Origin of the sequence: Prevotella sp. tc2-28, assembly GCF_900107705.1 — a bacterium.
Lineage (GTDB): Bacteria > Bacteroidota > Bacteroidia > Bacteroidales > Bacteroidaceae > Prevotella.
In genome coordinates this window covers 99,034-117,179 of sequence record NZ_FNRE01000010.1, presented here as the reverse complement: position 1 = coordinate 117,179, position 18,146 = coordinate 99,034, and the positions used below count along the sequence as shown (strand labels likewise).

Here is an 18,146-nt window from a genome sequence, read left to right as displayed (position 1 = left end):
CTCTTCACTCAAACAGGCTCGGTTCCATAATATTCCCGCTATACGGGTTGCGTCCGAAATGCTTATACGCCAGTTCCGTGACCATGCGGCCTCGGGGTGTGCGCTTGATGAAGCCCTCCATGATGAGGAACGGCTCATAGACCTCCTCCACTGTGCCGGCATCCTCGCCGATGGCTGTGGCGATGGTCGTGATGCCCACGGGTCCGCCACGGAACTTGTCGATGATGGTCAGCAGGATACGGTTGTCTATCTCGTCCAGTCCGTACTGGTCAATATTCAGTGCCGTCAGCGCTATTTTCGTAATGCTGGTGTCGATGCGACCCGTACCCTTCACCTGGGCGAAGTCGCGGACTCGGCGCAACAGGGCATTGGCAATACGGGGCGTGCCACGCGAGCGGCGGGCTATCTCCAGCGAGGCATCCGTCGTGATGGGCACGCGCAGGATGCTGGCGGAGCGCTCTATAATCTTCTGCAACGTCTCGGGGTCATAATACTGCAAGTGCATGTTGATGCCGAAACGGGCTCGCAGCGGTGCCGTCAGCAGTCCGCTGCGGGTGGTGGCTCCCACCAGCGTGAACGGGTTCAGGTCAATCTGTATGGAGCGTGCCGACGGGCCTTTGTCTATCATGATGTCGATGCGATAGTCCTCCATCGCCGAGTAGAGATATTCCTCGACAACGGGCGACAGTCGGTGAATCTCGTCGATGAACAGCACGTCGTTCTTCTCCAGCGATGTCAGGATGCCTGCCAGGTCGCCGGGCTTGTCGAGCACGGGACCGCTGGTAATCTTGAAGCCTACACCCAACTCATTGGCTATGATGTTAGAGAGTGTTGTCTTTCCCAGTCCGGGAGGACCATGCAGCAATACGTGGTCGAGCGGTTCGCCACGATACTTGGCAGCCTCAACGAAAACTTCGAGGTTCTCTACCACCTGTTGCTGTCCGCTGAAATCATGGAAAGCCAGCGGGCGCAGGGCGTTTTCGAACTCCTTTTCGCTTGATGAGAGTTGCTCTTGTCTGATGTCAAAATCTTCGTCCATCTTTGTTGTTTTTGGGTGCAAAGATACAAAAGAATTATGAATTATAAGTGATGAGTTATGAATTATTTTCGTACCTTTGCGCCTGCAATGAGGATAGGTAACATTGATTTAGGCGAGCGTCCCGTCTTTCTGGCTCCGATGGAGGACGTGACGGACATTGGCTTCCGACTGCTCTGCAAGCGGTTCGGTGCCTCTATGGTATATACGGAGTTTGTAAGTGCCGAAGCTTTGGTGCGCGATGTGAAGTCAACGGTCAATAAGCTGAAGATAGCTGACGAGGAGCGTCCCGTGGGCATTCAGATTTACGGTCGCGACATAGACGCAATGGTGGAAGCCGCCAAGATAGTGGAACAGGCCGGACCGGACGTGATAGACCTTAACTTCGGCTGTCCGGTAAAGAAGGTGGCAGGAAAGGGAGCTGGTGCCGGTATGCTGCAGAACATCATGCTACCCGACGGCAGCATCAACCCCGATGCCAAGCTGTTGGAGATTACCCGCAAGGTGGTCGATGCCGTCAGAGTGCCTGTGACCGCCAAGACGCGTCTGGGCTGGAACCACGAACAGCTCTGCATCACCTCGCTGGCCGAACAGTTGCAGGACTGCGGTATCCGGGCATTGACCATTCACGGACGAACCCGAAGCCAGATGTACACGGGTGAGGCCGACTGGACGCTGATAGGTGAAGTCAAAAGGAATCCTCGCATCCATATACCAATCATCGGCAATGGCGACATCAAGTCGCTCAGCGATGCCGACCGTGCCTTTGACACTTACGGCGTTGATGCCGTCATGATTGGCCGTGCCACCTTCGGCTGCCCCTGGATTTTCAGTCGTCAAGAGCTTACTTTGGATGAGAAGATTGATGTCTTGGAAGAACAGCTGCGCATCAACATCGAACGGTGCGATACGGAGGAAATACGCAAAAGCAAAAAATCTGCCGAACTCTGTGGCATCCTGCATACCCGCCGCCACCTGGCAGCTTCACCGGTCTTCAAGGGCATTCCCAATTTCCGCGAGACCCGCATTCAGATGCTCCGGGCAGAAAAAAAGGATGACCTGATAGCCATCCTTGAGAATTGTCGCGAAAGATTGCGCTCAGAACCACTGCATCAGTGAGCGTGCGCTTAGTACCACTGCATCAGTGAACGCAGATAGGCAGTCAGTTCTGCTGCCATCTTCTCATGTTGCCACTTGCTGGGATGCCACGATGCACCATAACCAATGTCACCCGTCTGGGGGGTGAAGTCAAAGCGGTAAACCTGTGGGTCGCCAGCCTTATGGGCTTCATCTACCACCTCGTTCAGCGTGTTTTTAGCTATTTCCAATTCTTTTCCGTTGAGCATGGAACCACAAAGGTAGACTATCTTAGCTTTGGGGTTATGGCTGCGCACTTGTTTCAGAAACTGCTTATAGGCCGCCTTCAGCCGCTTCACGTCATAGTTGTTGGTCGACAGGTCGTTGGTACCGAGGTTGATGCATACCAGCTGGGGCTGGTAACGGCTGAAGTCCCACTTCTCGCTGCGATCATAGAGGTTGGTGTACTCGTATTCGGTGGTCATCACGTTCTCGGGTGTTCCTGCCTTTGGTCCGTCGTAGCTGCGGTAAACACCGATGCCGCTGCGAGCGACCACATGGGCACGAGCCTCCAAGGCGCGACAAGTCAGTTGAGCATAGGTCAGATAGTGATTCTCCGTCTCATACTCAAATGGATCGCTAGCCACTATGGCTTCGTTGCCATAGCCACAGGTAATGCTGTTGCCAATGAACTCAATGGTACGTTCTGGCAAGGCTGGTGGAGGGAGCAGCATACTACCCTTGTCCAGAATAAACCCTCGGAAGTCAGGTTTCAGTTCATAGCCTTCGATAACATACATTAGTCGGATGGTATGACAACCTTGAGGCAGTGCGGTGGCAATGGTAACCACCGAATCTTTCTCACCCATCAGAGCTACCTTGAAGGGTTCTGCCTGATCTATCTGTGCCATGAAGTAACCGCTTTTGGGCTTGGCCCAGAGTTTCAGACTAGTCCCTGTGAAGCTAGCGTTGATTTGTGTACCAGGGAAGGTAAAGCGTGGACGCTCGGGATTGTCAAAACAGATACGTCCCACATACTGGATGTTTTTGTCTGTTGGTTTGATGACTGTACCCTGCAATGGGAGTGTCGTCGAAGCTTGAATACCCACCGACATAAAAGCCATCAAGGCTAGTAGTTTCATGTGTCTCATATTCATTTCCTATTTTATAAGATGATACGTTCCTCCTGCCAAAGGTTTCACGACACCTTTCATCTCCAAGGAGAAAAGCATGGCTGTCAGTTGACCGATGGGGATATTTGTTTTTACACTGATAAGGTTCAATTGCAAGTCATTGGTCTGTTGCAGCAGCGCGACCACCTGTTGCTCTTCAGCTGACAGGTCTGGGAAGAGCTGACGTTCTACTGCCTCCGGCTTCTGCTTGACGGTTTGCCATCCCATCGACTCAACAAAGTCCTGAGCCGACGTGATGAGCGCAGCCGTGTTGTTGCGTATCATACGGTTACAGCCCTCGGAGAATGGCATTCCAACGGCACCTGGAAAGGCAAATACGTCACGCCCGTACTCCTGAGCTACCCGACAAGTGATAAGCCCCCCACCCTTAATAGCACTCTCCACTAGGATGGTGGCATCCGACATACCCGCTACAATACGGTTACGCTGGCGGAAGTTATTAGGCAATGCCTGTGTCTGCGACATGTATTCCGTCAACAAGCCACCCTGCTTCAGCATCTCAACGGCGATGGATCGATGATGGGGCGGATAAATCTGGTCCAGTCCGTGTGCCAGAACACCCACGGTCTCGAATCCGTTATCCAAAGCCTGACGATGGGCACAGACATCAATACCATAAGCCAGTCCGCTGACTATCAGTACGTCGGGACACAATTGACGCAGGTCTCTAACGAAACGACGCACGATATCTTGTCCGTAGTTGGTACAGTGACGAGTTCCCACGATATTGATGATATGACACTGGTTCAAATCGGCCTCACCCTTATAGAAAAGGACTATTGGCGCATCTGGACATTCCTTCAGTCGCTGTGGATAATCATCATCCTGCAATGTCATCGCCTTAATGCCATTTTTTTCGATGAACTCCATCTCTGCTGCTGCCCTGCGCAAAGCCTCATCCCAAGAGAAGCGTGCCTTACACTCGTCATAGACAGCTTTGCCACCCCCCAGCGACTGATAGCGCTCGAGAATTACGGCATGGTTGACGCCTGTCAGACGCGTCAACGCAATGGAATAATATAACTCTTCGCTTGACATGATTCTATCCCTTTTTCAGGTAGGGAGCAAAAGCTCGGTCGTAATCCTCACTTTGCCCCAACCGTCCGTTGATGAGACAGACAAGCATAATCTTACCTTTGAAACAGATCGCCTCATCGGAGGCACGATAGATGTCTTGATGGAAAATATACTTGAAGCCGTCCTTCTCTAACCACAGGCGGGAAATAAACTCGTCATCACAACGCAAGGGAGCCTTGTATTGCAGTTCCATACGGGCCACTACAGCATCAACACCTTTCTCGTGCATCTGTGCGAAGCTCAGTCCGCACTCTTTCAGGAAAAGATGACGCGTATGCTCCGTATAGTGAAGGTAGTTGGCATTGTTCACAATACCCTCGATGTCGCACTCATAGTCGCGTACCTCCATCCTTGTCTCGAAAATGTATTTACTCATGATTTTTTCTTTTCAAATATTCATAACCAATACGACAGCGCAGACAGTCGCGCTTGTCGCAGTATTCGCGTTTCAACTGTATCAGCGCCTGTGAGTCTCCCGCGGAACTGACCTCCAATCCCACATCTGTCCACATGCGGATGATATAATTATTCTCGGCCTTCAGCTGTTCCAGGAAATCGAAGGCACGGTCGCACAGCTCTTCTTTCATGAGATGACGTCCATAGGCAAAGAGCATCGGTACACCAGTATTGATAATCAACAGGTTGATGGAGGCTGGCGATAGTTGTTTCTGACTACGGAAACTCTCCGATCCGAAGGTATAGTGTGTCTCCCAATAAGGAGTGACTTGTGTCTGTAACAGTTGTGCCAACCCTGCCATATCCCTACAGTCTGCCAGTGCCGACAGTGAGATTTTACGCTGATAGTAGAGGTTGGCTAACTGGGATATGCGGATGTGTGGGAAGTTTTGTGGGCGTAACCTAAGGAATCGCCATAACTTGTAATCCATCGGTTTCAACGAGAACTTATGTGCCAGATACTGATACTCATTGCGCAACTTAGCGAAATAGCCCTCATTCAGAGCATCTTTCTGATAGCGCTCAGGCACTGCCTCCAGTTCCAGAAGTCCTGCCTGTCCCATGAAAATGGCTTCTATCTGGAACAAGTCGTCGCGGTGCTTGCCTACGGCTTGCAAAGGGATATGGCGTGCCCACTCCTCAAAGGCATCTCCGTTGATGCCAAAGCCGTAGTTACGGGCCATCGTTACAAAAAAAGCATCTTCCCACGAACCGCCTGCCTGTCGAGCGCGCTCACTGATAGCTATCGTCTTCTGCTCCAGACGTTCTGTCTGCAGGGCAGCCATCCACGAATGTACCATCAAACGCGTGAGATCAGGGATAATGCGATAACAGGGGGGATAGGCATCTGTTCGCAACAGTTCTGCATAGTTCTCGTGAACATACTTTGGCACTTGCATCACCATTTGCGGCACGAAGTTGCCCTCCTGCGTCTGTACATCACGATCGGCAATGCCCACCACGTGCAATACCACATTATTATAATGGGGGTCCTTGTCGTGACCATGCACATACCAGTCACTCGACTGGTCGTGTATCTCGACATTGCCAACCCATAGCGTTCCCCCTATCTTCACCTTCGCATTGAAGAAATCAGGACCCGCATTGCGATTATGGAGTCCGGGGTCTATAACCTCGACAATACGACCATCAGTGGTCTCAAGACCACCCAATGGCCACATCTTATGTTTCCAACAATAATGCAGAAGTTGTTCCATCGTGACGACAAAGGTACAAATAAGCAAGTGAAATGCAAAAGAAAAATCGCTTTTTCTTTTGCATTTCCTGGCGAGAACAGCCTTACACCGCTATTTTATACCATCAAGACAACGAGACACACGCTCTGCCACTTCCTTTTTGCGAAGAGGATGAATATCATTATATTCGCCCAGGTCAAAGATGTCAACAGCTACAGCATAAGGATCCCTATCGGCTGCCAGGCGTTGTTGCTCACGCAGACGGGTCCAGTTCTTATAGGCTGGCTGGTCTTCTGGCGTCATATAGTTGGCCAGCTGAACGATACAGAACGGGAGTGTAGGCTCATTCCACAACGAGCGCCAACATCCCATCAACTTACCCAGCAGGTCGGCATAGGGTTCAGGATTGCCACTATTCGACTCGCCCTGATACCATACTACTCCACTGATGGCATAGGGAGCCAAGGGATAGACTACGGCATTATAGAGGGTAGTAGCCATGTTCTGCAGATTCACATCCCCACTGGGACAACTGGGCATTACGGCTCCTGCATGATGTTTCCACTGCTGACTGAGGGGTATGACATCCTTCGGCATAGGGTTTTGACTGAGACGGTCGTTACCAAAGCAGAGCATATAGGGTTTGTCCTTGATAAAGTGCACTATACCATATTTATTAATAAAACGGACGGTGATGACGTTGTCGCCCTCGCGGAGAAGACCCTCAGGAATGTCATAACGACGAGGGGGATACTGGTAATGGGTTTCACCTATCTTCTGACCGTTGAGGTAGGTTATATCATGGTCGAAAAGTGTACCTAACAACAGGCGGGCAGGTTTTCCTGCATGAGCCTTATCGATATGGACATGCTGACGAAGCCAGATGCTGCCAACGATACCACGCCTGTTACTTTTTGCCCATTCCATCGAGTACTGATCAACGGTTTCCCAAGAAGAATCATCATATTCTAAAGAGGTGAAATGTTGTTGCAGTCCTGGATCTTGCTCGTCAAGCAGAGCACTCCAGCGATTGCTTGCTTGTTGATTGGCTTTTTGTTGGGCTGCAATGAAATCGGGATTGTCGTAGAGTTCTGTCTTAGCTACCTGCATGGGATAATCGCGAAGAAGCGAGTCCTTGCTAATCCAAGCCTCGATAGGAGTACCACCCCAACTATTGACGATGATACCTTGAGGTACACCACTCTTCTCCTGTTTCAGCTTGCCTAGGAAAGATCCAAGGGCAGAGAAGAGCCAGGCGTTCTGCTTGTTAAGGGGCTTCCAGTTAATAGATGTGGGACGGATATCATCCTTCACACCATGCGTGCTCATCTCATTCTGCACACGAAACAAGCGAACCTTATCGTTGCCAAAATGGTCGATTTCATCGGTATAACGAGGGTATACACGTTCAATGGTTACGTCGACATTCGATTGACCAGAACATAGCCAGACATCACCTACCAGTACGTCAGTCAATAGCTCATCGCCCACTTGCAGTGTGTAAGGACCGCCTGCTTTCGTCTTGGGCAGGTCAACACGCCAACGGCCACTGGCATCTGCCACCACGGAATAGGCACGCTTTTGCCATCGGACGACAACTTTCTCCTGAGGGTCTGCCTTACCCCATAGAGGAATAGGTTTGTCGCGCTGAAGCACCATTCCTGACTGAAACAGTTGGGGGAGAACTACTTTGGCTTCGACAGCCATCAAACTTACAAAGAGCGAAATGAAAATGAGTAAATTACGTTTCATGTCTTGTTCCTTAGCTAATGGTTTTGGTGCAAAAGTAAAGAAAATATGGCAAACAAGTAACAAAAATAAGGTTTTTCTTTCTGCATGAAACAAATAAAGAGGATATTTGTAACATGAAAAAATGTCCGTTTCACCATAATATATTAATTTTGCAGCAGAAATATTAAAACCTATGACAAATGGCAACTAACGAAACTCAAGCCTCAAAAGGCTTCTACAAATTATCCTGGGTACAGCGTATTGGATTTGGCTCTGGTGACTTGGCGCAGAACCTAATCTACCAAACCATCAGCATGTATTTGTTGTTCTTCTACACCAACGTCTATGGTCTAGATCCTGCTGATGCCGCCACCATGTTCTTGGTAGTCCGTCTTGTCGACGTACTATGGGACCCTTTGGTAGGCACTTACGTTGACAAACATAACCCCCGACTAGGCAAGTATCGTTCCTATTTGGTACTGGGTGGTATTCCACTGACAGGATTCGCTATTCTCTGTTTCTGGAACGGATTCGCGCCCTCCCTCGTCTATGCTTACGTGACGTATGTAGGTATGTCGATGCTATACACCTTAATTAATGTACCTTATGGCGCATTGAACTCGTCGCTGACGCGTGACACTGACGAGATAACCACACTGACTTCTGTGCGCATGTTCCTGGCCAACGTGGGTGGACTCTGCGTGGCATCAGGCATCCCCCTCGTCGTAGCATTGTTTGCCCCAAAAGATGCCGTAGGCAATGCTATCATCGACAAGCCTGAGGCAGGCGAGGCGTGGTTCCTCACAATGGGTATCTATGCATTGGTGGGCTTAGCACTGCTCATCTTCTGTTTCACACAGACCAAGGAGCGTGTGGTGATGGATGCCAAGGATATGGAGGACGTGAAGGTGTCAGACCTCTGGACAGAGTTCGTACACAATCGCCCCTTACGCATCTTGGCCTTCTTCTTTATCACGGCATTTGCCATGATGTCAGTAGGCAATGCCGCTGGCTCGTATTATATGACATGTAACCTCCAGGCCACCAGTGACCAGTTGGCAATATTCATGGGACTCGGTTCCGTACCAGCCTTCATCTTCATGCCGATGGTACCTGCCATAAAGAAAAAGGTGGGCAAGCGTGGCATGTTCAATATCTTCCTGACTATTGCCATCGTAGGTATGGCCATCCTCTATGCAGTCAGCGTCATTCCTTCGTTGAAATCGCAGATGTGGATTGTTTATGTTGCACAGTTCATCAAATCAACAGGTGTCATTGTGGCTACTGGATACATGTGGGCACTAGTGCCTGAGGTAATCTCGTATGGTGAGTTCACCACAGGCAAGCGAATCTCTGGTATCGTGAATGCCTTGACAGGTATCTTCTTCAAAGCTGGCATGGCACTAGGTGGAGTAGTTCCCGGACTGGTGCTGGCCTATGTAGGTTTCAACGCCAAGGAGACAATACAGACACCGTTTGCTGAACAGGGAATTCTATGGCTTGTATGCGTCATCCCAGCCCTATTGCTGGGTTTAGCAATGTTCATCATCTCCAAGTATGAACTGACCGACGACGTGATTGACAAAATCAATATAGAGATTGAAAAAAGAAATCATCGAGCATGAAAACATTAAGGTTAGTAGTTATATTATTAGTAGTTTTTGCATCTGAGTCAGTGCTTGCTCAGAGCTTGAGAGAAGCTGTAGGTAAGTACTGCCTCATCGGTGCGGCAGTTAACCAATGGCAGAGCGACGGACAGGTGCCCGAAGCAGATGCCGTCTTAAAGCGCCACTTCAATTGTGCTGTAGCTGAAAACTGCATGAAACCAGAGGTATTGGCGCCTGCAGAAGGTATTTTCGACTTCCGCACAGCCGACAAGTTCATCAGTTATTGCCAACAACTGGGACTGAAAGCCACAGGCCACTGTCTGGTCTGGCATTCACAGGCTCCCGATTGGTGGTTCACTAACGGATACACTGCTGCTCCTGTCTCAAAAGAGGTGCTGAAGGAGCGCCTCATCAAACATATCAAGACAGTGGTTGGCCATTTCAAGGGCCAGGTCATCGGATGGGATGTCGTCAACGAAGCCATCGAGGATGACGGGTCATTCCGTAAGTCACCTTATTATAATCTGTTGGGCGAGGAATTCATTGAGATAGCTTTCCGTACTGCTCACGAGGCAGACCCTGATGCTGAGCTTTACTACAACGACTATTCAATGGCAAAGCCTAGCAAGCGCGATGCCGTCTGCCGACTTATCAGACACCTGAAGGAAAAGGGATTGCGCATCGACGGTGTGGGCATGCAGAGCCACAACGGATTGGACTACCCCGACCTAAAGGAATATGAAAAGAGTATTGAGGCCTTTGCCGCTTGTGGTGTGAAAGTGCTGATTACAGAACTGGATATCAACGTATTGCCTAACCCTGAAGGGTTCGGGGGAGCTGCCGTAGAACAGAACTTTGAGTTCCAACAGAAGTACAACCCCTATGCCAACGGACTTCCCAAAGCCAAGCAACAGGAACTGGACAAGCGATGGACAAACCTGTTCAAGCTCTATTATAAGCATCGCAACCAGATTGGAAGAATCACCTTGTGGGGTGTCAGCGACGAGAACTCATGGCTCAATGGATGGCCTATCAAAGGTCGCACAAACTATCCATTGCTCTTCGATCGCAACTATCAGGCAAAGCCTGTTGTCAACGAAATCATCAACATATTTAAATAAGCATATATATGAAACCACGTTATCTTTTCCCTAATGACTATATGGCCGACCCCTCGGCTAACGTCTTCAACGGACGCTTGTACATCTATCCCTCACACGACTGGGATGCCGGTGAATGTTTCGACGATGATGGCGGACACTTCCAGATGAAAGACTACCACGTATTGTCGTGGGACGACATAGAGAACGGACATGTTACCGACCATGGTGTAATTCTTGATGTAAAGGATGTGCCCTGGGCGGAAAAACAGATGTGGGACAACGATTGTATCGAGAAGGACGGCAAATACTACCTCATCTTCTCTGCAAAGGCCTACGACGGGGTGTTCCGACTGGGTGTAGCCGTCAGTGACAAACCAGAGGGACCCTTTGTACCACAGGCACAGCCCATCCGAGGATCGTTCTCCATTGACCCATGTGTATTCAAGGATGACGATGGACAGATATACACCTACTTCGGTGGACTCTGGGGTGGACAGCTGCAGTGGAGACAACCACTTACCGAGGGATATAACACTATCCGTGGAAAATATGGTGACGAGAACGGACTCATTGACTTAGGCGCAGCTCCCGACCATCAAGGTGAACTGTTTGCGAAACCAGGTGCTCCTGCCCTGAACAGCTGCGTAGTACGTATGAGCGATGATGTACTTCAGTTTGCAGAAGCTCCACGCTCAGTAGTCATCCTCGGTCAGGATGGTAAACCCATGAGAGCAGATGACCCGCACCGCTTCTTCGAGGCATCGTGGATGCACAAATATAACGGGAAATATTACTTCTCATACTCTACGGGCGACAGCCATTACCTATGCTACGCCATCGGTGACAACCCCTATGGACCATTCACCTACCAAGGTGTCATTCTCGACCCCGTAGTAGGCTGGACTACCCATCACTCTATCGTTGAGTTCAAAGGCCAGTGGTATCTCTGTTATCACGACTGCGTGCCCAGCAATGACATCACCCACCTGCGCTCACTGAAAGTGCAGCAGTTGTTCTACAATACGGATGGGACGATTCAAAAGGTGGTCAATGAATAAGCAATCACTATTATCCAACTATTATACTCAGCATCGCGAAGAAATCATCGGTTTCATCGCGATTAGGACAACGGATGCCGAGTTAGCGCAGGACATGGTTCAAGACCTGTTCCTGCGACTACTCGACAGTCGTTGTCTCATTACTCCCCAAACCTTGCCTAACCTGATTTACACGATGGCTCGTCATGCGGTAGCAGACTACTATCGCAAACGTCGTGTCTATGAAGAATACGAACACTATATTCGCCGTTCCGACACAACAGAGGAATCGATGGAATCGGTATTTTCTGCCAAACAGATTGCAGAACGCATGGAGCACTCATTGGCACGTTTGTCGACAGAATGCCGCACGGTATATCGCCTCCATATCTACGATGGAATGAAGGTAAGTGAGATAGCCCAGCAACTGGAACTTCCTTACAAACAAGTTGAGAATCGATTAGGACTGGCTCGCAAAACCGTACGTAGGCAACTGAGCGCCTGCATCTGAATAAGTAGTTCTAAAGGATTAAAGTCTGCAAGTGGTCTGGTGCAAAAACGTACTGAGCCACATCTTGTATTTGTGCCGGTGAAATGGCATCAATCCGTTGTAAGAGGTCTTCAATATCCCGCACTTGACCATAATGCAGGTAGTTCTTGGCAATATCCAGGGCAAACTGTTCACGGTTGTCGCAAGCAATTGCTATCTGACCTTTCAACTGACGCTTTGCTGCCGTCAACTGGCGTTCGCTTAAAGGGTGTTGCATCATCCGATCAAGCTCATTGTTAACTAAGCGCTTACAGCGTTTCACATCATGATGGTCGCAACCGAAATAGACAGACCAGCTTCCGGTATCACTGTAGCTTGCCATCGTACTTTCCACCGTGTAAACCAATCCGTGACGTTCACGAAGCGATAGGTTTAAACGGGCATTCATCCCTGGTCCACCTAACATGTTGTTCAGCAGATAGAGCGGGAGCCGACGCTGATCATCATAACCAAAGGTGCAACCACCCATCATGACATGAGCCTGATGGTGTGGTTCTGAGGCAAGAGATGAAGAATGACCGAGCAAAGAAGAATCCATAGCAGCTTTAGGGATGTCTTTTATCTCAGCGTGATCTGTTCTCGCCTCAATGCTTTTCACGAGTCTGCCAAAATCAATGTCACCATAGGCAAAGAAGATTGCATTTGAAGGACGGTAATGAGAAGCTGTAAAGTGATGGGCATGAGCTGAGGTAAAACTTTGCACTCGCTCGCGCGTACCTAATATATTATGTCCTAAAGGATGGCCTTTGAAAAGCATATTCTCGAATTCATCGTAGATAAGCTCAGCCGGAGAGTCGTTATAACTCTCAATTTCATCGCAAATAACATCCAACTCATGCCGAATCTCTTGTTCAGGATACTGACTATTGAAAACAATATCAGTCAATAAGTCGACAGCCTTGGACAGATGCTCTTTTAGGATTGCTGCATAGAAAAAAGTATCCTCCTTGTTGGTAAAAGCATTCAAGTCACCTCCAACGCGTTCCAGTCCGTTCAATATTTGAAGAGCTGTGCGCTTTTTTGTGCCTTTGAAACTTACATGTTCACAGAAATGGGCAACTCCCTCCTCACCAGGTGCTTCCTGTCGCGAACCTGCATTGATACCAATACCACAATAGACCACTGGCGATGTGGATGGCAGATGGATGACACGAAGACCGTTGTTGAGGGTTATTGTATTGTATTTCATCATAATTGTGTGCAAAGATAGTGCTTTTTTGAAAATAATGTGTACCTTTGTCAGCAAAAAATAGCATACTATGAGAAAAGTTATTGGAATAGGCGAAACCGTACTTGACATTATCTTCCGCAACGAGCAGCCCATTCACGCAGTACCAGGAGGTAGCACGTTCAATGCTATCATTTCCTTGTCAAGGGCAGGCATTAACACTTGTTTTATCGGTGAAACAGGCAATGACCACATCGGACAGAACATCATCCGCTTTCTGCGTGACAACGGGTGTAATGCAGACTGTGTCAATGTATATCCAGATTCCAAGTCACCCTTATCGCTTGCGTTCCTCAACGAGAAAAACGATGCCGATTATATCTTTTACAAAGATCATCCACATGACCGTCTGGATTTCAACTACCCAGACATCCAAACTGACGACTTGGTACTATTCGGTTCATATTATGCGCTGAACCCTGTTATACGCCCACAAGTCAAGGCCTTTCTGGAATATGCCCACCAGCACGGAGCCATTCTATACTATGATGTCAACTTCCGAGCCTCGCATCAACATGAGGTCATTAAACTGACTGCCAACCTGCTAGAGAACTTCGAAATGGCTGATATCGTGCGTGGTTCAGCAGAGGATTTTGAGATACTTTTCAAGAAGAACGACCCAGATGTTGTCTATCGCTCACAAATCTCGTTCTACACCAAGAAATTCATCTACACACAAGCTGCACAGCCCATCGAACTGCGTGCAGACGGTGGACTGTGCAAACAATATCCTGTTCCTCCTATTGAGGCGGTGAGCACCATTGGGGCTGGCGACAACTTCAATGCCGGCTTCCTTTACGGACTGATTAGCAACGGCATTACCCGTAGTCATATCGAACAAGGGTTGTCGGAACAGCAATGGGACAAAATCATACAGTGTGGCATCGACTTCTCCACAGAGGCTTGCCGAAGCCTATACAACTATATCTCGCCAGAGTTCGGAGCAAAGATTACTTCACTTTAGCAACTAGTTCTGCCGGATATTTCGGCATAGCTCCGTTCTGAGTGCAGACATAGGCTGACACCTCGACAGCTATACGGTGAGCCTCCTCGACGGGCTTCCCGTTCAAGATGGCAGCACAGAATGAACCAGTAAACGAATCGCCTGCACCAACGGTATCGGCAACCTTAACTTTTGGCGTGTCCTGGAACGAGTGCTTACCATCGGCAGTAAACACATGGCTTCCATTTGTGCCACAAGTCAAGACAAGCATCTTCAGGTCGTAATCCTTCACCATCTGCTCACAGACTTTACGATCATCCAAATCCTGATAGCCAAACATATGACTGACAACAACCAATTCCTCGTCATTAATCTTCAGAATGTCACAACGTTTGAAAGACCCCTCCAGTATCTCCTTTGAGAAGAACTGCTGGCGCAGGTTGATATCACATATCTTCAGGCAGTCCTTGGGTGTAGCATCGAGGAATTTCTGAATGGTCTCGCGACTTACCACATTGCGCTGTGCCAACGAACCGAAGCAGACGGCACGACAATTCTTAGCGACCTCTTCCACCTCTGCATTGAAGGGGATGTTGTCCCAAGCCACATTCTCTTTAATCTCGTATGACGGAATGCCATTTCCTGACAAAGTCACCTGTACCGTACCGGTTGCATAGGGCACACGGGGCATCAAGTATTTTAGTCCATTATGCTCCAATGCCGCAATGGTCTCCTCTGCCAGATTATCCTCTCCTAATGCACTGATAGCCATCGTGTTGAGTCCAAATTGGCCTGCATGATAGGCAAAGTTAGCAGGAGCACCACCAAGTTTTTTTCCTTCGGGCAGCATATCCCACAATGCCTCGCCCAATCCGATAATTAAATCTTTCATAGTTTTATGGTTTTAATGCTTAATCTTATTAATGAATGTAAACAGATAGACTACACCGACAGCCATCACTGCGACAGCACCAGCCTGTCCCATAGCATCACTGCAGAAGCCCATGATAAGGGGGAATACCGTTCCACCGAACAAGCCCATAATCATAAGACCGGATACCTCGTTCTGCTTTTCTGGAACAGAGAGTAATGCCTCAGAGAAAGCCATCGAGAATACGTTGGAGTTACCATAACCCACCAATGCGATAGCCAAATAGAGCTCGAACTTCGTGTCACCACCAAACATGAGAGCCATAGAGGCTGCCATCAGTACCACGCTGACAATAAAGAACCAGCGGGTTTTCATGACACGAAGGAAGAACGATCCTGTCAGCGCGCCAATGGTACGGAAGATAAAGTACAGTGAAGTGGCAAAGGCTGCCTCATTGAGCGTCATGCCTACTCGCTCCATCAACAACTTGGGAGCCGTCGTATTGGTACCAACGTCAATACCCACATGGCACATGATAGCTAGGAACGACAGCAGCACAATAGGTTTGCCCAGCAGTCGCAGGCAGTCCATGAACGACGAAGACTTACCTTCCTGTATATCTTCCTGAATCGGAGTAGCCCAAAGCAACGCACTTGCCAGTACTCCTACGATGAAGTAGACCATGAACAGTACACGCCAGTCGTAACCGAACGAAGGAATCACCTGAGTAGCACCCCACATGGCCAAATAAGGAGCGAGGAATGAAGCAATAGCCTTCACAAACTGACCGAAGGTAAGCGTTGAGGCAAGGTTCTTGTCGCCGATAATCAACATGGCCAGCGGATTGATACTGGTCTGCATCAAGGCATTGCCGATGCCTAACAGCGAGAAGGCAACCAGCATGATGGCGAACGAATTGCCGAACAGCGGAATCAGCAGGGACACCACCGTCACGATAAGCGACAGCAGAACGGTGTTCTTACGTCCTATCTTGTTCATCAGCATACCCGTAGGCACACTGAAAATAAGGAACCAGAAGAATACGAGCGAAGGAAACACATTAGCCACGGAGTCAGTCAATCCGAGATCTTCCTTCACATAGTTCGAAGCGATACCTACCAAGTCTACGAAGCCCATGCAGAAGAAGCAGAGCATCACCGGTATCAAGTAGATAGATTTATTGCTATTGTTAACCATATAATTAGAAAGGATAAATAGTTACTTTTGCTTTATTTGTCACATTGATTGTGTTATAGGGTTCTGATGGGAACACCAGATTGGTCATAGCCATTTTGCCATCACCGTCGAATGCCTCCAGCGAACTGCGGTCTATAAACAAGCGGAGCTGCTTCATCTGACCATGCGTTGGAGCAACTGTCGTGCAGGGGAAATGCTCACTGAACGATGTGTCACCACTCTTCGTGCGGTCCATTGAGAAAGTCTGCTTCTGCGCGTCATAACGCATAACCACTTTTTCACCTTTCGCGTTCTGGAGCGTAATCTCCGTAGAGCCTTTCAATGTAACAACGACCTCACAAGCGTCTGTCAACTGCTTTGAAGGCTTGCCACGCAGAGTCAGCATCTCAGGAGAGGGCATCACACCGCAATAAGTCTCGGTTCCATCGATAAACAAATCCAAATCACGTGGTATTGCATTGGCAGAACGGAACTGCTTGGTGGGCACCTCGTTGGCGTATTGCCAGTTAGACATCCACGCAATGGCTACACGACGATTATCCGGAGCATTGTCGAACGTTACGGTGGCATAATGGTCTTTACCATAATCCATCCACTTTGTCACTTCGGGACGCGAATCGCATGTAAACTTATGACCATCGAAGTTTCCGACGAAATACTGGGTAGCGGAACCTCCGAACGGACCACCAGGGTTGATGTTGCACACCAGCACCCACTTCTGCTGACCAGTACCACGGACAGGCAGGCGGAACAAGTCAGGACACTCCCAGACGCCACCATGATTACCATATTCGGCTCCAAAGCGACTCTCCATCGTCCACTGCTTCAAATTGGCAGAAGAATAAATCTGCATCTCCTGACCAACAGCCAACAACATGATCCAGCGCTGAGTCTCAGCATGCCAGAATAAGTGTGGATCGCGGAAATCAGGTACAGAAGATACCAGCACGGGGTTACCACTATATTTCTTAAATGTCTTTCCACCATCTGTCGAATAGGCCATCGACTGTGTCTGAGCCTCACCTGCCGACGTATAATAGGCAATGATGGCACCTTTGCCAAAACCGGCGGTGTTCTCCTTATCTACTACGCACGAACCGCTGAAGATTGTACCCAGTCCGTCAGCTTCTATAGCCGCTGGCTGAGCATCCCAGTGAATCAGGTCTCGGCTGGTCGAAGCGCCCCAGGTCATGTTCTCCCACTGTGATCCGTAGGGATTCCACTGGAAAGCCAGATGCCATACACCATCTTTATAAAACATACCATTAGGATCATTCATCCAACCATATTTAGGCGTGTGATGGTACTTGGGACGGAAGTGCTCACGGTTGGTCATGTCAAACTCGTCAACATACTTCATCTCATGCCAGCAAGCCAACTCGGACATCGCACCCTTCGTACGGCGGTCGCCACGGAAACTAATGTCCAACAGGTCAGCCTTCTTCAATTCCAGTGGGACAAAGTAGTCAACCTTGTCAACAGCCAGTCGGGCGTTCAGCGTCTGACAGACGTTGTTGTCTTTCAATACTCGGATGTGGGCAATCTCAGCCTTCTCCTCTACGGGCAGCAGCAAATAGCGTGTCTGCTTCTCCAACGACAACATGACATGACTATCACTCAAGATGCGAGGTGCTATTATCTGCGCATCCAGCAAGCAGCAAGTCATCATTGCCATCAGTGTCATTAACAGTTTCTTCATGCTTTTTGTTTTTAGTTATAAACGATTTTGCTGCAAAATTACCCTTTTTACCCATTTCATCCTATAACTTATGATGCAAAAACTAACAAAAAACGTTCATTGCATCATATTTCGTACTATTTGAAACAAAAAAGCTCCAGTTACT

General features: G+C 48.9%; 16 protein-coding genes. 6 read left to right on the top strand and 10 right to left on the bottom strand.

The features are described 5' to 3' along the window. Window positions 1–4: 4 nt before the first annotated feature. On the bottom strand, window positions 5–1,039 hold the full coding sequence (gene ruvB, locus BLU47_RS10120) for a Holliday junction branch migration DNA helicase RuvB (RefSeq protein ID WP_091962018.1): 1,035 nt from the start codon (window positions 1,037–1,039) through the stop codon (window positions 5–7). Window positions 1,040–1,126: 87 nt separating this feature from the next. Here ruvB and BLU47_RS10115 point away from each other — a divergent pair, with 87 nt between their 5' ends. Continuing rightward, a complete protein-coding gene (locus tag BLU47_RS10115) occupies window positions 1,127–2,155 on the top strand; it encodes a tRNA dihydrouridine synthase (protein WP_091962015.1) in 1,029 nt (342 codons plus the stop codon). 8 nt (window positions 2,156–2,163) lie between these two features. Here the strand turns inward: BLU47_RS10115 and BLU47_RS10110 are convergent, their stop codons facing one another. The 5 genes from BLU47_RS10110 to BLU47_RS10090 form a co-directional block, all read right to left on the bottom strand. Further along, a complete protein-coding gene (locus BLU47_RS10110; RefSeq protein ID WP_091962136.1) occupies window positions 2,164–3,264 on the bottom strand; it encodes an SGNH/GDSL hydrolase family protein in 1,101 nt (366 codons plus the stop codon). Between the two features lie 9 nt (window positions 3,265–3,273). Continuing rightward, a complete protein-coding gene (gene dprA / locus BLU47_RS10105) occupies window positions 3,274–4,344 on the bottom strand; it encodes a DNA-processing protein DprA (RefSeq protein WP_091962012.1) in 1,071 nt (356 codons plus the stop codon). A 4-nt stretch (window positions 4,345–4,348) separates the two neighbouring features. Beyond that, window positions 4,349–4,759: an acyl-CoA thioesterase gene (locus tag BLU47_RS10100; protein WP_091962007.1), complete on the bottom strand. Its 411-nt coding sequence runs from the start codon at window positions 4,757–4,759 to the stop codon at window positions 4,349–4,351. Continuing rightward, window positions 4,752–6,056, bottom strand: coding sequence for a DUF2851 family protein (locus tag BLU47_RS10095; RefSeq protein ID WP_091962003.1), 1,305 nt, complete (start codon window positions 6,054–6,056; stop codon window positions 4,752–4,754). Before BLU47_RS10095 ends, BLU47_RS10100 begins: the two co-directional genes overlap by 8 nt. 90 nt (window positions 6,057–6,146) lie before the next feature. Then, the gene (locus BLU47_RS10090; RefSeq protein ID WP_091962000.1) at window positions 6,147–7,787 is read right to left on the bottom strand and encodes a sialate O-acetylesterase; all 1,641 of its coding nucleotides are present in this window, start codon (window positions 7,785–7,787) and stop codon (window positions 6,147–6,149) included. Window positions 7,788–7,966: 179 nt separating this feature from the next. Between BLU47_RS10090 and BLU47_RS10085 the strand changes: the two genes are divergently transcribed. The 4 genes from BLU47_RS10085 to BLU47_RS10070 are packed head-to-tail and all read left to right on the top strand — an operon-like array spanning window position 7,967 to window position 12,024. Beyond that, window positions 7,967–9,391, top strand: a complete 1,425-nt coding sequence (locus tag BLU47_RS10085) for an MFS transporter (protein ID WP_091961997.1) — start codon at window positions 7,967–7,969, stop codon at window positions 9,389–9,391. Further along, window positions 9,388–10,494 carry an endo-1,4-beta-xylanase gene (locus tag BLU47_RS10080; protein WP_091961994.1) on the top strand — a complete coding sequence of 369 codons (1,107 nt, stop codon included), beginning with the start codon at window positions 9,388–9,390 and terminating at the stop codon, window positions 10,492–10,494. Before BLU47_RS10085 ends, BLU47_RS10080 begins: the two co-directional genes overlap by 4 nt. 8 nt (window positions 10,495–10,502) lie before the next feature. After that, on the top strand, window positions 10,503–11,534 hold the full coding sequence (locus tag BLU47_RS10075; protein ID WP_091961992.1) for a glycoside hydrolase family 43 protein: 1,032 nt from the start codon (window positions 10,503–10,505) through the stop codon (window positions 11,532–11,534). Beyond that, entirely contained in the window at window positions 11,527–12,024 is a 498-nt protein-coding gene (locus tag BLU47_RS10070; RefSeq protein WP_091961989.1) for an RNA polymerase sigma factor, read from the top strand. The genes BLU47_RS10075 and BLU47_RS10070 overlap by 8 nt, the downstream gene beginning before the upstream one ends. A gap of 10 nt (window positions 12,025–12,034) precedes the next feature. On the opposite strand, the gene BLU47_RS10065 is transcribed toward BLU47_RS10070, so the two are convergent. Beyond that, on the bottom strand, window positions 12,035–13,252 hold the full coding sequence (locus BLU47_RS10065; RefSeq protein WP_091962135.1) for a M16 family metallopeptidase: 1,218 nt from the start codon (window positions 13,250–13,252) through the stop codon (window positions 12,035–12,037). 70 nt (window positions 13,253–13,322) lie between these two features. Here BLU47_RS10065 and BLU47_RS10060 point away from each other — a divergent pair, with 70 nt between their 5' ends. Beyond that, entirely contained in the window at window positions 13,323–14,255 is a 933-nt protein-coding gene (locus tag BLU47_RS10060) for a carbohydrate kinase family protein (RefSeq protein ID WP_091961986.1), read from the top strand. Here the strand turns inward: BLU47_RS10060 and BLU47_RS10055 are convergent. The 3 genes from BLU47_RS10055 to BLU47_RS10045 are packed head-to-tail and all read right to left on the bottom strand — an operon-like array spanning window position 14,242 to window position 18,001. Next, the gene (locus BLU47_RS10055; RefSeq protein ID WP_091961984.1) at window positions 14,242–15,126 is read right to left on the bottom strand and encodes a carbohydrate kinase family protein; all 885 of its coding nucleotides are present in this window, start codon (window positions 15,124–15,126) and stop codon (window positions 14,242–14,244) included. The two genes, BLU47_RS10060 and BLU47_RS10055, sit on opposite strands and share 14 nt — an antisense overlap. 12 nt (window positions 15,127–15,138) lie before the next feature. After that, window positions 15,139–16,302 carry an MFS transporter gene (locus BLU47_RS10050; protein ID WP_091961981.1) on the bottom strand — a complete coding sequence of 388 codons (1,164 nt, stop codon included), beginning with the start codon at window positions 16,300–16,302 and terminating at the stop codon, window positions 15,139–15,141. A gap of 4 nt (window positions 16,303–16,306) precedes the next feature. After that, window positions 16,307–18,001 (bottom strand): DUF4980 domain-containing protein, encoded by a 1,695-nt coding sequence (locus BLU47_RS10045; RefSeq protein WP_369796976.1) that lies wholly within the window; start codon window positions 17,999–18,001, stop codon window positions 16,307–16,309. Window positions 18,002–18,146: the final 145 nt, after the last annotated feature.